The organism is Streptomyces sp. NPDC000404, from assembly GCF_040300365.1.
GTDB classification, from domain to species: Bacteria; Actinomycetota; Actinomycetes; order Streptomycetales; family Streptomycetaceae; genus Streptomyces; species Streptomyces ramulosus.
This window is the reverse complement of sequence record NZ_JBEPDN010000002.1, coordinates 478,974-496,102: the sequence shown is the minus strand read 5'-3', so window position 1 is coordinate 496,102 and position 17,129 is coordinate 478,974. Positions and strand designations below refer to the sequence as shown.

At 75.5% G+C, this 17,129-nt stretch carries 17 protein-coding genes and 1 pseudogene; 10 read left to right on the top strand and 8 right to left on the bottom strand.

What is annotated here, in order from left to right; translation table 11 throughout:
• Nucleotides 1-29 precede the first annotated feature (29 nt).
• Nucleotides 30-467, bottom strand: coding sequence for a nuclear transport factor 2 family protein (locus tag ABT345_RS05310; RefSeq protein ID WP_345082230.1), 438 nt, complete (start codon nt 465-467; stop codon nt 30-32).
• Nucleotides 468-484: 17 nt separating this feature from the next.
• A complete protein-coding gene (locus ABT345_RS05305; RefSeq protein ID WP_345082227.1) occupies nt 485-946 on the bottom strand; it encodes a nuclear transport factor 2 family protein in 462 nt (153 codons plus the stop codon).
• Nucleotides 947-1,181: 235 nt separating this feature from the next.
• Between ABT345_RS05305 and ABT345_RS05300 the strand changes: the two genes are divergently transcribed.
• Nucleotides 1,182-2,768: a class I adenylate-forming enzyme family protein gene (locus ABT345_RS05300; RefSeq protein WP_345082224.1), complete on the top strand. Its 1,587-nt coding sequence runs from the start codon at nt 1,182-1,184 to the stop codon at nt 2,766-2,768.
• Nucleotides 2,769-2,926: 158 nt separating this feature from the next.
• Nucleotides 2,927-3,919 carry a beta-ketoacyl-ACP synthase 3 gene (locus ABT345_RS05295; protein ID WP_345082221.1) on the top strand — a complete coding sequence of 331 codons (993 nt, stop codon included), beginning with the start codon at nt 2,927-2,929 and terminating at the stop codon, nt 3,917-3,919.
• A gap of 234 nt (nt 3,920-4,153) precedes the next feature.
• On the opposite strand, the gene ABT345_RS05290 is transcribed toward ABT345_RS05295, so the two are convergent.
• Nucleotides 4,154-4,828: a CDP-alcohol phosphatidyltransferase family protein gene (locus ABT345_RS05290; protein WP_345082218.1), complete on the bottom strand. Its 675-nt coding sequence runs from the start codon at nt 4,826-4,828 to the stop codon at nt 4,154-4,156.
• A 178-nt stretch (nt 4,829-5,006) separates the two neighbouring features.
• On the opposite strand from ABT345_RS05290, the gene ABT345_RS05285 reads away from it, so the two are divergent.
• The 5 genes and pseudogenes from ABT345_RS05285 to ABT345_RS05265 form a co-directional block, all read left to right on the top strand.
• Complete coding sequence (locus tag ABT345_RS05285; protein WP_345082214.1) at nt 5,007-5,996, top strand: zinc-dependent alcohol dehydrogenase; 990 nt, start codon at nt 5,007-5,009, stop codon at nt 5,994-5,996.
• A gap of 72 nt (nt 5,997-6,068) precedes the next feature.
• A complete protein-coding gene (locus tag ABT345_RS05280; protein WP_345082211.1) occupies nt 6,069-6,467 on the top strand; it encodes a 6-pyruvoyl trahydropterin synthase family protein in 399 nt (132 codons plus the stop codon).
• On the top strand, nt 6,464-7,573 hold the full coding sequence (locus ABT345_RS05275; RefSeq protein ID WP_345082208.1) for a glycosyltransferase family 4 protein: 1,110 nt from the start codon (nt 6,464-6,466) through the stop codon (nt 7,571-7,573). The genes ABT345_RS05280 and ABT345_RS05275 overlap by 4 nt, the downstream gene beginning before the upstream one ends.
• Nucleotides 7,570-8,427 carry a class I SAM-dependent methyltransferase gene (locus tag ABT345_RS05270; protein WP_345082205.1) on the top strand — a complete coding sequence of 286 codons (858 nt, stop codon included), beginning with the start codon at nt 7,570-7,572 and terminating at the stop codon, nt 8,425-8,427. Before ABT345_RS05275 ends, ABT345_RS05270 begins: the two co-directional genes overlap by 4 nt.
• A pseudogene (locus ABT345_RS05265) lies at nt 8,427-9,260 on the top strand (lysylphosphatidylglycerol synthase transmembrane domain-containing protein); the annotation flags it as partial. The gene ABT345_RS05270 and the pseudogene ABT345_RS05265, both read left to right, overlap by 1 nt.
• On the opposite strand, the gene ABT345_RS05260 reads toward ABT345_RS05265, so the two are convergent.
• Both ABT345_RS05260 and ABT345_RS05255 read right to left on the bottom strand, forming a co-directional pair.
• The gene (locus ABT345_RS05260) at nt 9,249-10,199 is read right to left on the bottom strand and encodes a RibD family protein (RefSeq protein ID WP_345082202.1); all 951 of its coding nucleotides are present in this window, start codon (nt 10,197-10,199) and stop codon (nt 9,249-9,251) included. The pseudogene ABT345_RS05265 and the gene ABT345_RS05260 sit on opposite strands and share 12 nt — an antisense overlap.
• 99 nt (nt 10,200-10,298) lie before the next feature.
• A complete protein-coding gene (locus ABT345_RS05255) occupies nt 10,299-11,063 on the bottom strand; it encodes a creatininase family protein (protein ID WP_345082199.1) in 765 nt (254 codons plus the stop codon).
• Between the two features lie 199 nt (nt 11,064-11,262).
• Between ABT345_RS05255 and ribA the strand changes: the two genes are divergently transcribed.
• On the top strand, nt 11,263-11,919 hold the full coding sequence (ribA, locus tag ABT345_RS05250; protein ID WP_345082196.1) for a GTP cyclohydrolase II: 657 nt from the start codon (nt 11,263-11,265) through the stop codon (nt 11,917-11,919).
• Nucleotides 11,920-12,045: 126 nt separating this feature from the next.
• Complete coding sequence (locus ABT345_RS05245) at nt 12,046-12,486, top strand: SPW repeat protein (protein WP_345082194.1); 441 nt, start codon at nt 12,046-12,048, stop codon at nt 12,484-12,486.
• An 85-nt stretch (nt 12,487-12,571) separates the two neighbouring features.
• On the opposite strand, the gene ABT345_RS05240 is transcribed toward ABT345_RS05245, so the two are convergent.
• Together ABT345_RS05240 and ABT345_RS05235 are read right to left on the bottom strand one after the other, a co-directional pair.
• Nucleotides 12,572-13,837, bottom strand: a complete 1,266-nt coding sequence (locus tag ABT345_RS05240) for a cation:proton antiporter (protein ID WP_345082191.1) — start codon at nt 13,835-13,837, stop codon at nt 12,572-12,574.
• A 6-nt stretch (nt 13,838-13,843) separates the two neighbouring features.
• Nucleotides 13,844-14,329 carry a cation:proton antiporter regulatory subunit gene (locus tag ABT345_RS05235; protein WP_345082187.1) on the bottom strand — a complete coding sequence of 162 codons (486 nt, stop codon included), beginning with the start codon at nt 14,327-14,329 and terminating at the stop codon, nt 13,844-13,846.
• A 693-nt stretch (nt 14,330-15,022) separates the two neighbouring features.
• On the opposite strand from ABT345_RS05235, the gene ABT345_RS05230 reads away from it, so the two are divergent.
• Entirely contained in the window at nt 15,023-16,072 is a 1,050-nt protein-coding gene (locus ABT345_RS05230) for an enoyl-CoA hydratase/isomerase family protein (RefSeq protein ID WP_345082184.1), read from the top strand.
• Nucleotides 16,073-16,108: 36 nt separating this feature from the next.
• Here the strand turns inward: ABT345_RS05230 and ABT345_RS05225 are convergent, their stop codons facing one another.
• Entirely contained in the window at nt 16,109-17,128 is a 1,020-nt protein-coding gene (locus tag ABT345_RS05225; protein ID WP_345082181.1) for a serine hydrolase domain-containing protein, read from the bottom strand.
• Nucleotide 17,129 lies beyond the last annotated feature (1 nt).

The window sequence follows — 17,129 nt, the reverse complement described above, 5'->3', positions numbered from 1 at the left end:
GGGATCGCCGGCCGGCGCGGCCGCCGGGTTCAGACGGTGGCGGGGCGCGGGGCGCCGTCGGGCAGCACCCGCCGCTGCGAGATCCGCAGCCCGCCCGCGTCCTCCTCGAAGAGGTCCTCGCACTCGGTGCTCGCGGTCAGCTGCGGCATCCCGTAGGGGCCGGTGGTGACGATGAGGGTGGCCGAGCGCGCCCGCAGCGCCCCGTGCGGACCGAGGAGGACGGCGGTCATGGTGACGTGGTGGCGCTGGACGGCGCCGTCGGCGGCGCGCATGCGCGCGAGCGTCCGGCTGTGCGCGGCGATCGTGTCGGAGCCGCACAGCGGCTGCGCCCGCCCGGCCAGGACGAAGCGGGCGCCGGGGGCGAAGGTCCGCCCGTAGGCGTCGAAGTCCCCGCAGTTGAGGGCGTGCACCTGGCGCGCGTAGAACAGCTGGAGCCGGGTGGCCGCGAGGCGTTCGGATCCGGACACGGTGGCCCCTTCCCCGGTCAGGAGGTGGCCGGCGCCGCCGGCAGGTCGTCGCGGCTCACCCAGCGCCCGGCCACCCGCCAGCCGTCGTCCGCCCGCACGAGCCGGTCCTCCAGCACCGTGCTGACGTGCAGCTTCGAACCGCCCTCCGGAACCGACTCGACGACCAGGACGTACGAGCGCGTCGCCACCGAATCCGCGTCCTGCGGGCGGACGTCGAGCATGGTGACGATGTGCCGGTGCACGGCGCCGCGCCCGGCCCGCGCCGCGTGGCCCGCCCGGGTCGCCGCGTCGATGGCGGCCCGGCCCTCCAGCGGCTCCGGCAGACCGTTCGAGACGAACACCGCGTCCTCGGTGAAACCGGCCGCCCAGCCGTCGAGGTCGCCGCTGTCACCCGCGTACATGTGGCGGGCGTAGAACTGGTGGATCTCCTGGTAGAGGTCCGCGGACACCACCGCGGGGGTGCTGACTGTCTCGGGCACGCCGACTCCTTCGTCCGATTGGGTCCGATGGCCTGATCCGGCCGGGTGCCGAAGCTTCGGGGCCCGTTCTCAAGGCCCGCTCAAAGTCCGCACAAGGCCCCCGCGACCACCCGCCGGACCGCGCCGAGCGGCCTTGAGCGGTTCCTGAGCGGCCTTTGACCCCGGTGCGTGAGCGTCCACGGCGAGGCCGCCCGCGAACCGCGGCGGCGGCCGCCGAGCGAACGGGAGAACCGCGATGCACGACGAGCACACCCCGCCCGCCTGGGACGTGGGCCCGGCCACCGCCGCGCCCGTCGACGCGCTGCTGGCAGACGCCGCGCGGCGCAGCCCCGGCCGCACCGCCGTCATCGGCGCGGCCGGCCGCTGGAGCTACGCCGCACTCGACGCCTGGGCCGACGCCTACGCCGCGGCCCTCGCCCCGCTGCTGCCGGCCGGCCCGGACGGCGCCCGCGGCCCGGTGCTGGTGTCCTCCGCCCCGCACCCGGCGTTCATGGCCGCCTACTACGGCGCGATCCGCGCCGGTGCGGTCGTCGTGCCGCTCAACCCGATGCTGCCGCCCGCCGCCGTGGCGCGCGTCGCCGCCGAATCGGGCGCCGCCGTCGCCCTGCTCGCCCCGCAGGTCCACAGTGTCTGGGCCGGACTCCGCGACCAACTCCCGCACCCGGTCCGCACCTTCGCACTCTGGGCCGGCGACGACCCGGCCGCCGAGGTGCTCACCGACGGCACGCCCGGCGCCGCCCGCCCGGAGCCCGCCGCCCCGCACGACCCGGAGGCCATCGCCGCGGTGATGTTCACCAGCGGCACCACCGGCCCCTCCAAGGGCGTCGCCGCCTCCCACCGCGCCATCCGCACCAACGCCGCGCAGTTCGGCGACGCCCACCGCATCGGCGCCGACTCGGCCGTCCTGTGCCACATCCCGATCGTCTCGCCGATGCACATGAACGCCGCGGTCCGGGCCGGCGCCTGCCAGCTGCTCTGCCCCGACCCCGCGATCGAGGAGTCCCTGCGGCTGGCCGACGCGCACGGCGCCACGCACTACTACAGCCTGCCGGTCCGGCTCACCCGCCTGGCCACCGCGCCGGAGTTCGCCGGGGTGACACTCAAGACCGTCACCATGGTCGCCGCCGGCAACCAGACCCTCGCCCCGCGCGTCATCGCCGCCCTCGCGGGCCGCCTCGGCGTCCCCGTCTTCCAGGGCTACGGCCTGACCGAGTCCACCCACCTCGCGCACACCGACGGCCCCGTCGGCCCGCGCCCCGGCTCGGTCGGCCCGCCCGTCGCCGGCAGCAGCTCCCGCATCGTCGACCTCGCCACCGGCCGCCCGCTGCCCGCCGGCGCGACCGGCGAACTCCAGATCCGCGGACCCCAGCTGATGTCCGGCTACACCAACCGCCCCGACCTGCACCCCTTCGACGCCGACGGCTGGTTCGCCACCGGCGACGTCGGCCACCTCGACGAGGACGGCTACCTCTACGTCCTCGACCGCACCGCCGACGTCTTCCACCACGACGGCGAACTGATCGCCCCCTCGCTGCTCGAACGGGCCCTGGAGGCACACCCGGACGTACGCGAGGCCGCCGTGGTCGAGCGCCCGGACGGCGACCGCGGCCACGCGCCCGTCGCCTTCCTCGCCACCGCCCACGACCTCGGCGACGACCGGCTCGCCGCGCTCGTCGCCGGCGTCAACTCCGGGCTGCGCCCGCACGAACGGCTGACCGGCGCGGTCGCCGTGGCCGCGGTCGCGCGGTCGCGGACCAACGGCAAGGTGGACCGCAAGGCGCTGCGCGCCGCACTGCCGGCCGCGCGGATCGTCGCCGTATGAGGCCCGAATTCCCGCCGCCCCGCCGCATTCGCATTTCTTACCCGACGGTAAGGCCGCCCGCCGGAAAGTGAACTCCTTGTTCAACCGCCGCCGATGCGGTTAGCTACGCATCGGAGAAATTACGGGCGGTCATCCTTGCTGCGCTCAGGAGTCAATTCATGTCCGTGGAATGGGAAAGTCGTCATGCGGCGGTAACGGGAGTGGCGGGCTATCGCCCGGTGAATTCCATTTCCAATTCCGAACTCATCAGGTCCCGTGACCTCGACTCGTCGGACGACTGGGTGCGCCGCCGCACCGGCATCATCAGCCGGCGCCTCGCCGGCCGCGACGAGACCCTTGAGGTGATGGGCGCGCACGCCGCCCTGGCGGCCGCCCGGCGGGCCGGCGTCGACACCGCCGACGTCGACTGCGTCCTGGTCGCCTCGATGAGCCACCGCGATCCGGAGCACTCCGTCGCCCGCGCCGTCGCCGACCGCCTGCCGGGCACACCGCGCGCCGCGTTCGACGTCAACGCCGCCTGCGCCGGCTTCTGCGCCGCCCTGGAGATGGCGCGGTGCCTGATCGCCGGCGGCACCTTCGACCGGGTGCTGGTGGTGGGCGCGGAGCGGATGAGCGACATCGTCGACCCCGGCGACCGCTCCACCAGCCCGATCTTCGCCGACGGCGCCGGAGCCGCGCTGGTCACCGTCGCGGACGAGCCGGGCATCGCCGCCCCGGCGTGGGGCAGCGACGGCTCCGGGGCCGCCCTGCTGACCTGCCGCGCCGACCCGGACGACGAGAAGGAGGGCTGGGAGCCGGGCTTCTTGCGGATGCAGGGGCCGGAGCTGTACCGCTGGGTGATGGGGCACGTGCCGGAGGTCGCGGGGGCCGCCGTGCGCCGGGCCGGGATCACCGTGGCGGACCTCGGCGCCTTCATCCCGCACCAGGCCAACGACCGCATGATCAAGGGCCTCACGACCGCGCTGCGGCTGCCGGACACCGTCGCCGTCTCGCACGACGTCGCCCACACCGGCAACACCTCCGCCGCCTCGATCCCGCTCGCCATGACGGCGCTCCTCGACGAGCGCCCGCACCTCTCCGGCGAACTCGCCCTGCTCATCGGCTTCGGCGCCGGCCTCAGCTACGCCGCCCAGGTCATCCGGCTGCCCTGAAACCGAGACGGGCGGCAACGGGGGAGTGGCGAGGAAGGGAACGAGGAAATACGGGAATGCGCCGCGGGGCCGTGCATTCACCGGATCCGCGAAATGCGCGAATTCACGGCGGCACGCCATCGCCACACCGGGGAATTCACGGAAAGGCGGCGACGCCACGGGGGCGGAACGCGCCGCCCCCGTACGGCGATCGAGCGCCGCACCGGGCGCTTCGGCCCGGCCCGGAACGCGCTCTCACCCCGCCGCTGCCGGGCGCCGCCGGGTGCGCCACAGCCACCGCACGTCCCGGCCGAACGACCACACCAGCGACACCAGCGCCAGCGCGACCGCCGCCGCGGACACCGGCCGCGGCACCAGATCCGCACCGGCCGCGACCAGCACGACGCCCTGCAGCGCCGCCACCGTCTTGCGCGCCGTGCTCGGCGGCAGCGGCGCCCGCAGCCACGGCGCCACCCACGCCGCGGCCACGAACACGTACCGCATGGCGCCGATCACCAGCACCCACGGGCCCAGCGACATCGACACGAAGACGCACAGCACCAGGATCAGGAAGGCGTCGACCTCCATGTCGAACCGCGCGCCCAGCGCCGTCGCCGTGCCGGTGCGGCGCGCGACCTTGCCGTCGACGGCGTCCAGCACCAGCGCCACCGACGCCAGCGCGACCAGCACCGCGACCGGGGCGTGCCGCCCGAACGAGTCGGCGACCAGCGCCGTCACCCCGCCCACCAGCGTCGCGCGGGCCAGCGTCACCCGGTTCGCCGCGCCGAACCCGCGCGCCCAGGAGCGGCGCAGCGCCAGGGTGAGGACGGCCCAGGTGCCCACCGCGAACGCCGCGCCCGCGAGCCAGCCGGCGGGCCCCAGCCCCACCGCGGTGCACAGCGCCACGAGCAGCAGTATCTGCACCCCCATTCCCGCCGTCGTTTCCTGCTCCAACGGCCGTGCTTTCACGCGTTCCTGCGGCCTGTCCTGTACGGCCACCGTGCCTCCCGGGACTGTGTGGCACAGTCGATAAGGGCCGCGTATCGTGTCCGCGGCCTCGTGATCTCCAGCATCATGAACCATCACGCGAATGTTCAGGAGGATGCCGATGAGACGCACCGCCCGTGCGTTCTGGCTGCGTTCTCCGGGGCACGGTGAAATCCGGACGGTCGGTCTGCCGTTACCCGGCCCCGACGACGTCCTGATACGCACCCTGGCCACCGGAGTGAGCCGCGGAACGGAGACCCTGGTCTTCCGCGGTGAAGTCCCGGAAAGCCAACACGCCGCAATGCGCGCCCCGTTCCAGGAAGGCGAATTCCCCGGCCCCGTCAAGTACGGCTATCTCAACGTCGGCACGGTGGAGGAGGGGCCCGCCTCCTTGGTGGGGCGCACGGTCTTCAGCCTCGCCCCGCACCAGACCCGCCTGGTGCTCCCGGCCGCCGCCGTCACCCCGCTCCCCGAGGGCCTGCCGCCCGCCCGCGCCGTCCTCGCCGGCACCGTCGAGACCGCCGTCAACGCCCTCTGGGACGCCGCCCCGCTGATCGGCGACCGGATCGCGGTGATCGGCGGCGGCATGGTCGGCTGCAGCGTCACCGCCCTCCTCGCCCGCTTCCCCGGCGTCCGCGTCCAACTCGTCGACACCGAACCGGCACGCGCCGCCACCGCCGCCGCGCTCGGCGCCTCGTTCGCCCTCCCCGAGGACGCCGCGGACGGCTGCGACCTCGTCGTCCACGCCAGCGCCACCGCCGCCGGACTCGCCCGCGGCCTCGAACTCCTCGCCCCCGAAGGCACCCTGCTCGAACTGAGCTGGTACGGCGACCGCCAGGTCACCCTGCCGCTGGGGGAGCAGTTCCACTCCCGGCGGCTGACCGTCCGCTCCAGCCAGGTCGGCGCCGTCTCCCCGGCCCGCCGCGACCGCCGCACCTTCGCCGACCGGCTCGCGCTCGCCCTCGACCTCCTCACCGACCCGGCCTTCGACGCGCTGATCACCGGCGAGAGCCCCTTCGACGACCTGCCGCAGCTGCTGCCCCGGCTCGCCGACGGCACCCTCCCGGCGCTCTGCCACCGCCTCGTCTACCCGGACGCGGACCCGGCCTGAGCCGCCGCCGCGCCCCGGCCACCACCCCGCCGCCCGCATCAAGGCGCGGCCGAACTCCCGGAAGGGGAACCGTTGTTCAGCATCACCGTCCGCGACCACCTGATGATCGCCCACAGCTTCCGCGGCGAGGTCTTCGGCCCCGCCCAGCGCCTGCACGGCGCGACCTTCCTCGTGGACGCGAGCTTCCGCCGCCCGGAGCTGGACGACGACAACATCGTCGTCGACATCGGCCTCGCCACCCGCGAACTCGGCGCGGTCGTCGGTGAACTGAACTACCGCAACCTCGACGACGAACCGGACCTCGCCGGCATCAACACCTCCACCGAGGCGCTCGCCCGCATCATCGCCGACCGGCTCGCCGACCGCGTCCACGCAGGCCACCTCGGCCCCGGCGCCCACGGCCTGACCGGCCTCACCGTCACCCTGCACGAATCGCACATCGCCTGGGCGAGCTACGAGCGCGCCCTGTGACGGCGGCGTCCGCTCTGCACACCGTCCACCTCGTCCTGCCCGCCACCGTCGACGACCCGGCCGCGCCCAGCGGCGGCAACCGCTACGACCTGCGCATCGCCCGGGAGCTGCCGGGCGCCGGATGGCACGTCACCGGCCACCGCGCCACCGGCGCCTGGCCGCGCCCCGCGCCCGCCGACCGCGCCGGACTGGCCCGCCTCCTCGCGGCGTTGCCCGACGGCGCCACCGTCCTCCTGGACGGCCTGGTGGCCTGCGCCGCGCCCGGGGTGCTCGCCGCGCAGGCGCACCGGCTGCGCCTCGCCGTCCTGGTGCACCTCCCGCTCGCCGACGAGACCGGCCTCGACCCCGCCGTCGCCGCGCAGCTGGACACCGCCGAACGCGGGGCCCTGCACACCGCGCACGCCGCCATCGCCACCAGCGCCTGGACCGCCCGGCGCCTGGTGACCCACCACGGCCTGCCGCCCGACCGCGTCCACATCGCCGCCCCCGGCACCGACCCGGCGCCCCTCGCCCCCGGCACGGACGGCGGCCACCGGTTGCTGTGCGCCGCCACCGTCACCCCGCGCAAGGGCCAACGCCGCCTGGCCGAAGCCCTCGCCGCCCTCGCCGGCCTGCCCTGGGAGTGCGTCTGCGCGGGCGCCCTGGACCGCGATGCGCAGTACACCGCCGGCCTGCGCGCCTTGATCGCCCGCCACGGCCTCGGCGACCGCTTCCACCTCACCGGCGCCCTCACCCCCGAAGCCCTCGCCGCCCGTTACGCCGCCGCCGACCTCCTCGTCCTCCCGTCGTACGCCGAGCCGTACGGCATGGTCCTCACCGAGGCGCTGGCCCGCGGCATCCCCGTCGTCGCGACCGCCGTGGACGGCATCCCCGAGGCCGTCGGCCGGGCGCCCGACGGGACGGTGCCCGGCGTGCTGGTGCCCGAGGGATCGCCGCACGCGCTGCGGGACGCGCTGGAAGCCTGGTTGCGCGACCCCGGCGTACGGCGCCCGTTACGCGCCGCGGCGCACGCCCGGCGTGCCATGCTGACCGGGTGGGAGACGACCTCCCGCGCCCTGGCCGGTGTACTGGAAACCCTCTCGCGGCAGCCCCGGAGGACGATGTGAGCGTGACCGACACCCCCCGATACGCGCCCGGTTGGCTGGAGTTGCGCGAACCGGCCGACGCCGCGGCCCGCGCCACCGCGCCGCTCGGCCCGCTGCGCGACCTCCTCGACCGCAGACGCCGGAAGCTGCCGCCGCAGGCGCCGCTGACCGTCCGCGACATCGGCTGCGGCACCGGCTCGATGGCCCGCTGGCTCGCGCCCCGCCTGCCCGGCGCCCAGCACTGGGTCCTCCAGGACCACGACCCGGAGCTCCTCGCCCGCGCCGCCGGGGCGCCGCCCGGGCCCGCCGCCGACGGCGCCCCCGTCACGGTGGTCACCGAGTGCGCCGACCTCACCCGGCTCACCGCCGCCGACCTCGCCGGCACCGACCTGCTCACCGCCTCGGCGCTGCTCGACATGCTCACCCCGGGCGAGATCGAGGCGCTCGCCGCGGTCTGCGTCGCCGCCGGCTGCCCCGCGCTGCTCACCCTCACCGTCACCGGCAGCCCGGCGTTCACCCCGTACGACCCGCTCGACGCGGACCTCACCGCCGCCTTCAACGACCATCAGCGCCGCACCACCGCCGGCCGCCGCCTGCTGGGCCCGGACGCCGCCGCCACCGCCCGCGCGGCCTTCGCGCGCCGCGGCGCCTCGGTCACCACCTACGCCGCCGACTGGCGGCTGGGCCCCGGCCACCCGGAGCTGACCGCCACCTGGCTGCGCGGCTGGGCCGGCGCCGCCGTCGAGCAGCGGCCGGAGCTGGCCGGTGCCGCGGCCGGCTATCTGCGCGGCCGGGAGGCCGAACTCGCCGCCGGGAACCTCCGCGTGACGCTCGGCCACGAGGACCTGCTCGTGCTGCCCGCCGGGACGTCGTGATGCCGCGCGCCCTCGCCGCCTGGCTGCGCACCCTGGCCGGGGCGGCGATCCTGGCGGTGCTGCTGTGGCGGCTGGGCACCGGCCCGTTCCTCGACGGGCTGCGCCGCATCGATGCCCCGGCCCTCCTCGGCGCCCTCGCCATCGGCCTGTTCACCACCGTCTTCAGCGCCTGGCGCTGGTGCCTGGTCGCCCGCGGGCTGGGGCTGCGGCTGCCGCTGCGCCGGGCGCTCGCCGACTACTACCGCGCGCTCTTCCTCAACGCCGCGCTGCCCGGCGGCGTCCTGGGCGACGTGCACCGCGCGGTGGGCCACGGCCGCAGCGCCGGTGACCTCGCCCGCGGGGTGCGCGCGGTCGTCCTGGAGCGCGCCGCGGGCCAGGCGGTGCTCTGCGTCGTCGGCGTGCTGGTGCTGCTCGCCCAGCCGTCGCTGGCGCTCGCCGAGACCCAGCGGCTCTTCCACACCTCCGGCGCCGACGCCGCCGCCCTCGTGTGCTGCCTGCTGCTGCTCGCCGCCGTCGGCTGGCTGTGCTGGGGCCCGGCCACCTCCCGGCGGCGCCGCGCGGTGCTGGCCGCCTGCGCCGAGGCGCGCGACGGCCTGCTGGCGAACGGCGGCTGGCACGGCGTGATCCTCTCCTCCGTCGCGGTGCTCGCCGGATACCTCGGGATGTTCCTGCTCGCCGCCCGCGTCGCCGGCTCCACCGCCCCGCTCGCCGTCCTCGTCCCGCTGATGGTCCTGGCGCTGCTGGCGATGGCGCTGCCGCTGAACGTCGGCGGCTGGGGCCCGCGCGAGGGCGTCGCCGCCTGGTCGTTCGGCGCCGCCGGGCTAGGCGCGGCCCAGGGCCTGGCCGTGGCCGTGGTCTACGGCGTGCTCACCCTCGTCGCGAGCCTGCCCGGCATCGGCGTGCTGATCGCCCGCGGCGTCGCCGGGCTGCGGCCCGCACCCGCGCAGATCGAACTCCCAGAGCGTGTCCTCGCCGAGGAGGGTGCGGCGCGCCGGGGGCCGTAGCGCCCGCCGCATCACGCCCGTCCCGGGGAACCGCAGCCCCGGCACGCCGTCGCCGATGAGCACCGGCGCAATCGTCAGGTAGAGCCGGTCGAGCACCCCGGCCCGGACGAAGCGCGAGACGGTGTCCCCGCCGCCCTCCACCAGCACCCGGCCCAGGCCCCGGGCGGCGAGGGCGGACAGCAGCGGGCGCGGCGCGAAGGCGGCCCGGTCGCCGAGGGACAGCACCGTCACCCCGTCGCCCGGCGGCCGCCCGCGGGCCGCGGCGGTGTCCGCGCCCACCACCCACAGCGTCGGCGCCGCCCCGTCGGTGAAGACGCCCCGGCCGCGCGGCACCCGGCCCCGCGGATCGAGCACCACCCGCACCGGATGGGCGCCCTCGCAGGCGCGGACGGTCAGCCGGGGGTCGTCGGCGGTCGCGGTACCCGCCCCGACGAGGACGGCGTCGGCCAGCGCCCGCATCCGGTGCAGATGGAGCCGGTCCTCCTCGCCGGTGACGTAGTCGGCGTCGCCGGTGCGGGTGGCGATGAACCCGTCCGCGCTCTGCCCCAGCTGCGCGAACGCGGTGTGCGGCCCGGCCAGGCAGAGCGGCAGATAGCGCGCCGCGAGCGCCGCCGCCCCGGCCGGCACCGGCTCCGGCCAGGCCCAGCCGCCGTCCGCGCCGCGGCGCAGCCCGGCCTCCCGCGCACCGGCGGCGGACCGCACGGTGAGCAGCCGCCGCCACGCGGCGCCGGCGTCCGGTGCGCCGGCGGTTCGGTTCGATCGGGTCATGCCCGCCCCTCGTCGGACAGCGGCGGCCGCGCCCGGCGGGGCGGGCCACCGGCTGCGGTCGGTGAACTGCTGCTGTCTACCAAGCGGCGCGCCCCGCTGTCACCGTTCGGCCCCGGGCGTACGCCCGCCGGCACTTTGCGCCTCGACGACCGCCAGGCAGTCCGCGAACGACGTGACGAGCGAGTCCAGGACCCGCGCGCCCTTCGCCGCCGTTCCCAGGGAGGGGCGGCCGATGACGCCGGACGCGGTGTACGGGGCCATGCCGAGGGTCAGCAGATGGCGGCGGTCGTCGGCGAGGTGGTCGGCGCTCGCGTACCCGGGCCGGACCAGCTCCGGATGCGTGTGGAGCAGGATCGAGGTCTCCAGCTCCCCGGCGTGCATGTCGCTGTGGGCCGACGTCTCGACCCCCGCGTGCTCGCTCGCCGCACCCCAGTCGGCCGATCCGGGGAAGAGCGCCATCGGCAGCCCGCAGCCGGCCGACTCCTGAACGGCGTTGCGCAGCACGTAGTTTCCGCCGTGCCCGTTGACGAGGACCAGTCCGCGCGTCCCGGCGGCGGCGAGGGAGCGGGCGATGTCCGCGACGACGGCGTGCAGCGTCGGCGCGGAGAGGCTGACCGTGCCCGGCCAGGCGGCGTGCTCCTGCGAGCAGGAGAAGGTCAGCGGCGGCAGCAGCCGGACGGGGTGGGCGGCGGCGATCTCGCCCGCGACGGCGGACGCGATGACGGTGTCGGTGGTCAACGGCAGGTGGGGGCCGTGCTGTTCGAAGCTGCCGACGGGCAGCAGCGCCACCTGCCCGGGCCGGTCGGCCCAGTCGGCGGTGGTGTCCGTGGGCAGCGGGCCCGCCGGGGGCCGGGGTGTGTCCATGCCGTGCGGCCTTTCTCCGTCCGGGGCGGCGCGGTCCGCCCTGCAAGAGGCGTGCGGTGCCGGGTGCCGGGGCGCCCGTACGCCGCAGATTACGCGCCGCCCGAGCACGGGTCATCTTCCCTACATCGCGGCGGAGTTGCCGGACGCTGTGTTCATGTGCACCCCGCGGAATTCCCGTTCCGGGAGGTACGATCCCGGCATGACCGAACACGATGTCGTGTACCGCGATTCCGCTCCCCGATCCGGTGTGGAACGCGTGGTGGAGGTCCGATTGCCCACGGCCTACGGGGAATTCACGGCGGTCGGCTATCGCGACCGGATATCCGGTGAGGAACAGCTGGCGCTGGTGCACGGCGAGGTCGCCGGGGGGCGGACACTGACCCGATTGCATTCCGAGTGCCTGACCGGAGATGTCTTCGCCTCCCGGCACTGCGAATGCGGGGAGCAATTGGCGGCCGCACTCCGGGAGATCGTCGCGGAAGGCCGCGGAATTCTGGTCTATCTCCAGGGACACGAGGGCCGCGGAATCGGTCTGCTGGCGAAACTGCGGGCGATGAAACTCCAGGGGGAGGGGCTGGACACGGTCGAGGCCAATCTCGCGCTGGGGCTGCCGGTCGACGCCCGGGACTACCGCGTGGCCGCCGACATCCTGCACGACCTCGGCGTCGCCTCGGTGCGTCTGCTGTCGAACAATCCGCTCAAGCGGGAGGCGCTGGTGGCCCACGGCATCGGGGTCGCGGCGCAGGTGCCGCTGCTGATGGAGCCGTGCCCGGAGAACATCGGCTACCTCCGCGCCAAGCGCGAGCGCCTCGCCCACGACCTGCCGCATCTGGACGGTCTGCTCGGCCGCTCCTGACCCGCCCCCGGCCGGACCGTCCGCCCGCCACCCCTACACATAAAGGCGACATAAGCGCAGAATAGGGGTGTGTGGTCCCATTGCCACGCGATACGGCCAGGCTTGCGGACGAAGGAGGCGAGTCGGATGGCCGACGTCTCACACCACAGGGGAGACCTCGCGGGTCACCCCGATGTATCGGAGATGCAGGCCCGGTACGACCGGGTGCTCGGCGGGCGCGACGTGGCCCTCGTGGACGGACCGGTGTTCCTCGTCGGCCTGTTCTGCGCGGTCTCGCCGTGGATCGTGCACTTCGCGGCCTCCCAGCCGGCGCTGATGACCCACAACCTGATCATGGGCATCGCCATCGCCGCACTGGGCCTCGGCTTCACCGCCCGCCCGGCCCGGATGTACGGACTGAGCTGGGCGATGTGCGCGATGGGCGCCTGGATGATCATCGCGCCCTGGATCGTGGGCAGCGGCCCGGACCGGGGCGTGATCTGGACCAACGCCGTCATCGGCGGTCTGACCTGCCTGCTGGGGTTGGTCTGCGTCGCGGTGTCCGGCAGGAGCCGTCACCGCGCCTGATCCGCGCACACGGACGGTGACCGTACGCGCGACCCGACGGCCGGCGCCCCTCACGGGCGCCGGCCGGCGTCGTGTGCGGGGCCCGTCAGCCGCGGGTACGGGCGGCGTCACCCGGAGTGGCCGGGGACTCCTCGGCGGCCGCCGGTTCGGGCGCCGCCGCGGGGGCGGGCACCGCGCCCGCAGCGGCCGGGGCGCGGCCCAGCAGCCGGGTCGCGCGGCGCGCCACCGGCTCCGTGAAGCGGGCGGCCAGCGGGCCGAGGATCACCAGGATCAGGACGTACGCGGTGGCCAGCGGGCCGATGCGGGGCTCCACGCCGACCGCGAGACCGGCGATGACGATCGAGAACTCGCCGCGCGCCACCAGCGTGCCGCCGGTCCGCCAGCGTCCCGCCGTACGGACCCCGGCGCGGCGGGCCGCGAACCAGCCGGTCGCGATCTTGGTGCAGGCGGTGATCACGGCCAGGATCAGCGCCGGGACGAGCACCGGCGGGATCGCCGCCGGATCGGTGTTGAGGCCGAAGAAGACGAAGAACACCGCGGCGAACAGGTCCCGCATCGGCGCCAGCAGATGGTGCGCGCCCTCGGCCACCTCACCGGAGAGCGCGATGCCGACCAGGAACGCGCCGACCGCCGCCGACACCTGCAGCTGCTGCGCGACCCCGGCGACCAGCACCGTCAGGCCCAGCACCACCAGCAGCAGCATCTCCGGGTTGTCGGAGGAGACCGCCCGGCTGATCAGTCTGCCGTGCCGCAGCGCCACGTAGAGGACCGCGCCGACCGTGCCGAGCGAGATCAGCAGGGTCAGGCTGCCGCCGGCCAGGCTCAGCCCGGCCAGCAGGGCGGTCAGCAGCGGCAGGTAGACCGCCATCGCCAGGTCCTCGATGACGAGGACGCCGAGGATCACCGGCGTCTCGCGGTTGCCCAGCCGCCCGAGATCGCCGAGCACCTTGGCGATCACCCCCGACGACGAGATCCAGGTGACGCCGGCCAGCGCCACCGCGGCCACCGGCCCCCACCCGAGCACCAGCGCCGCCACCGCGCCCGGCACGGCGTTCAGCACGAAGTCGACGATCCCGGAGGGATATTGCGTCTTGAGATTGGTGACCAGCTCCGAGGCGCTGTACTCCAGACCCAGCAGGAGCAGCAGCAATATGACGCCGATCTCGGCGCCGGTGGAGACGAATTCCTCACTGGCGTTGAGCGGCAGCAGCCCCCCGTGGCCGAAGGCGAGTCCGGCGAGCAGGTAGAGCGGAATCGGTGAGAATCCCACCCGCCCCGCGAGCCGGCCGAGTATGCCCAGGCCGAGGATGATGGCCCCGAGTTCGATGAGCAGCGCGGTGGTGTCGTGCACGGGCGGTTACCCTCCGGTGATCAATGCGGCGACGGCGTCCACGCCTTCCCGGGTGCCGACCACGACGAGGGTGTCGCCGATCGCGAAACGGAAGTCCGGGGTGGGCGAGGGCACGGCGTCGGTACGGCGCAGAACGGCGACGATGGACGCGCCGGTGCGGGTGCGGGCCGCGGTGGCCCCCAGGGTCCGCCCGGCGTACGGGGATCGTTTGGTGACCGGGATGTGCTCGGTGACCAGGTCGATCTCCGGATGCTGGTGGAGATGGGCGACGGGGTCGGGGAAGAGGAGCTTGGACAGCGCGCTCGCCTCCTGCGGCGCGAGCGCCACGGAGTCCTGGCAGCTGTCCTCGTCCTGCGGGTCGTGGAAGGCGAGGATGCGGCGGCCGTCCTGGTGGACGACGACCGAGACGTGCCGCCCCCCGTCCGTGTCGAGGTCGTAGCGGGTGCCGACCCCGGGTAGGGCGGTCTTGCCGACGTGGGCCGATGGCTCCATGGAGGTGCTCCTGCGGGGGTGCGTACAGCGTGCGGGCGTGTGAGGCCCCTGGCCGGACGGCCGGTACGACCGGCCGTCACTGGTCAGGCATTGTGCAGCATCCGGCGCCGGCGACCGGGGCCGGGCGGAGCGGGCCCCGAAGGAGGTGAGGTGGTGTCAGCCGGCGCAGGACATATCGGGAATGCCGCTGCGTGCGCAGGGCGCGAGACGGGGCCTGCGGTGCGGGACGAAGCCGTGCGCATGGGCGGAGGTCCGCCGGACGCGGCGCGGCCGGACACCGTCCGAGCCGGCGCCGTGCGGACGGTCGCCCCAGGCGGCGGATGCGGGGGGAACGACGGGGGAGGAGGCGGTGGTCGGCATGTCCGTCCCTCCCGTCGTCCCGGACGTACGGCCGGCCACCGCGGAACGGGTGACGGCCGCACAACAGTTCGTTGTCGGCCCCGGCAGTTTAACCCAGCCTTAAATGGCCGGATTTGAGCGGGAAAGGGATGGCGGAGCCGGGCGGCGACGCGGTCCGGCGAGCCGCGGGCGCCGCCCGTCGGCCACGGAGAACCGACCGGCGCCCGCCCGCGGACGTGCGCCGTCTGATGGAGTGGGGGCGTCACCGACCGTCCGCGGCCCGCGGGCGCCGTACCGTTGGAAGGACCGACGAGAGATGCCGTTCACCACCGAGCAGCGCACCGGAGACGCCCGATGACCGCCGCCGACGACTCCGTACTGCGCCGCACCGAGGGCCGCGCCGGACACCTCACCCTCAACCGGCCCCGGGCGCTCAACTCCCTCACCCACGGCATGGTGCGGCAGCTGTCCGCCGCGCTCGACGCCTGGCGGGACGACCCGGCCGTCGCCGCCGTGGTGCTCTCCGGGGCGGGCGAGCGGGGGCTGTGCGCGGGCGGCGACATCCGCGCCATCCACGACGACGCCCGCGACGGCGACGGCGCCGCCACCCGCGCCTTCTGGCGCGACGAATACCGCCTCAACGCGCAGATCGCCCGCTACCCCAAGCCGTTCGTCGCGTTCATGGACGGCATCGTGATGGGCGGCGGCGTCGGCGTCTCCGCGCACGGCGCGGTCCGCATCGTCACCGAACGCTCCCGCGTCGCCATGCCGGAGACCGCCATCGGCTTCGTCCCCGACGTCGGCGGACTCCACCTGCTGGCCGCCGCCCCCGGCGAACTCGGCACCCACCTCGCCCTCACCGGCACCGCGATGACCGCCGGCGACGCCCTGCTGTGCGGTCTGGCCGACCACTACGTGCCCGCCGCCCGCCTCCCGGAACTGGCCGCCGCCCTCGCCACCGGCGAGGTGACCGAGGCCGTGGCCCGCTACGCCGAGCCCGCGCCCGCCGCCGAACTGGCCGCCCACCGCGGCTGGATCGACGCCTGCTACGCCGCCGACACCGTCGAGGAGATCGTCGACCGGCTGGAGCAGAGCGGGGAGCCGGCGGCCAAGAGCGCCGCGCAGTCGCTGCTGGAACTCTCGCCGACCTCGCTGAAGGTCACCCTCGCCGCGCTGCGCCGGGTGCGCCGCCTCGGCTCGCTGGAGCGCGTCCTCGACCAGGACTACCGCATCGCCTCCGCGGCGCTCGCCTCGCCCGATCTGGTGGAGGGCATCCGCGCCCGTATCGTCGACAAGGACCGCGCGCCCCGCTGGTCACCGGCACGCCTGAAGGACGTCACCGACGGCGAGGTCGCCCGCCACTTCCGCTCGCTGGGCCCGGACGAACTCGGTCTGGGCGGCTGACAGTCCGGACCAACCCGCCCCGGTCGGCCGGCGCGCTCAGCCGCCGGCCGCGTCGCCGCACAGCGCGTACAGCAGCTCGTACGCGGTCTCCGTCAGGCGGCAGGCGCGGCCGCGCCGGGTGGCGACGGCGGCCACGCCCGTGCCGCTCGCCGGATGGAAGCCGAGGAACGCCTGCTGTCCGAACGTCGCCCCCAGGTGGAAGAGGAGCGGGCCGCCCGGCGCCGGGTGCTGGAACCACGTCAGCGTATGGGTGTGCAGCCGCCCGGCGCCCCGCCGCAGCTGCGGCACCTGCACCGCGCGCACCGCCCCGGCCAGCGGCGTCGCCTCGGGGGTCAGCTGGGCCTCCAGATAGGTGAGCAGATCGCCGGGGGTGGCGCGGACCGCCGCCGCCGGGGCGAACGCGCCCATCGAACCGGCCGGTACGGGCGTGTGCCCGTCCGCCCGGTGCCCCAGCGCGTCGGTGCCGGCGGTCCCGGGCTCCAGCGCCGTGCCGGTCAGCCCGAGCGGGGCCAGCACCCGGCGGGTCAGCAGCGCGGGGAAGGCGGCCCGGGCGGCCCGGGCCAGCGCGCAGCCCAGCAGCGCCAGGCCGAAGTTGGAGTAGTGCCAGCGGGTCCCGGGCGGCCGGGGCCGGGTGCGGGCGAAGCTGCGCAGCAGCCGGTCGGTGCCGTAGCCGTGGTAGCCGTTGGCGTACGGCTGGAGCAGTCCGGTGGGCAGCAGCTCGCGCGGCACCCGCGGCAGGCCCGACGTATGGGTGGCCAGATGGCGCAGCGTGATGCCGTGCGCGGTGCGGTGCGGCGGCGCGGGGCGGGGCAGATGCGCGGTGAGCCGGTCGTCGGTGCCCAGCACCCCGTCGTGGGCGAGCGCGGCGAGCAGCAGCACGGTGAACGTCTTGCTGAGCGAGCCGAGTTCGTAGCGCAGCGCATGGCGGCCGCCGGGCGGCGGCGGAGCGGTGCCGCCGCTCAGCACGGTGCGCACGCCGCGGCGGGTGACGGCGACCACCACGTCCGGCGCCTCGACGGCGGCGACCGCGTCCGCCACCCGGTCCGTGAACGCCACC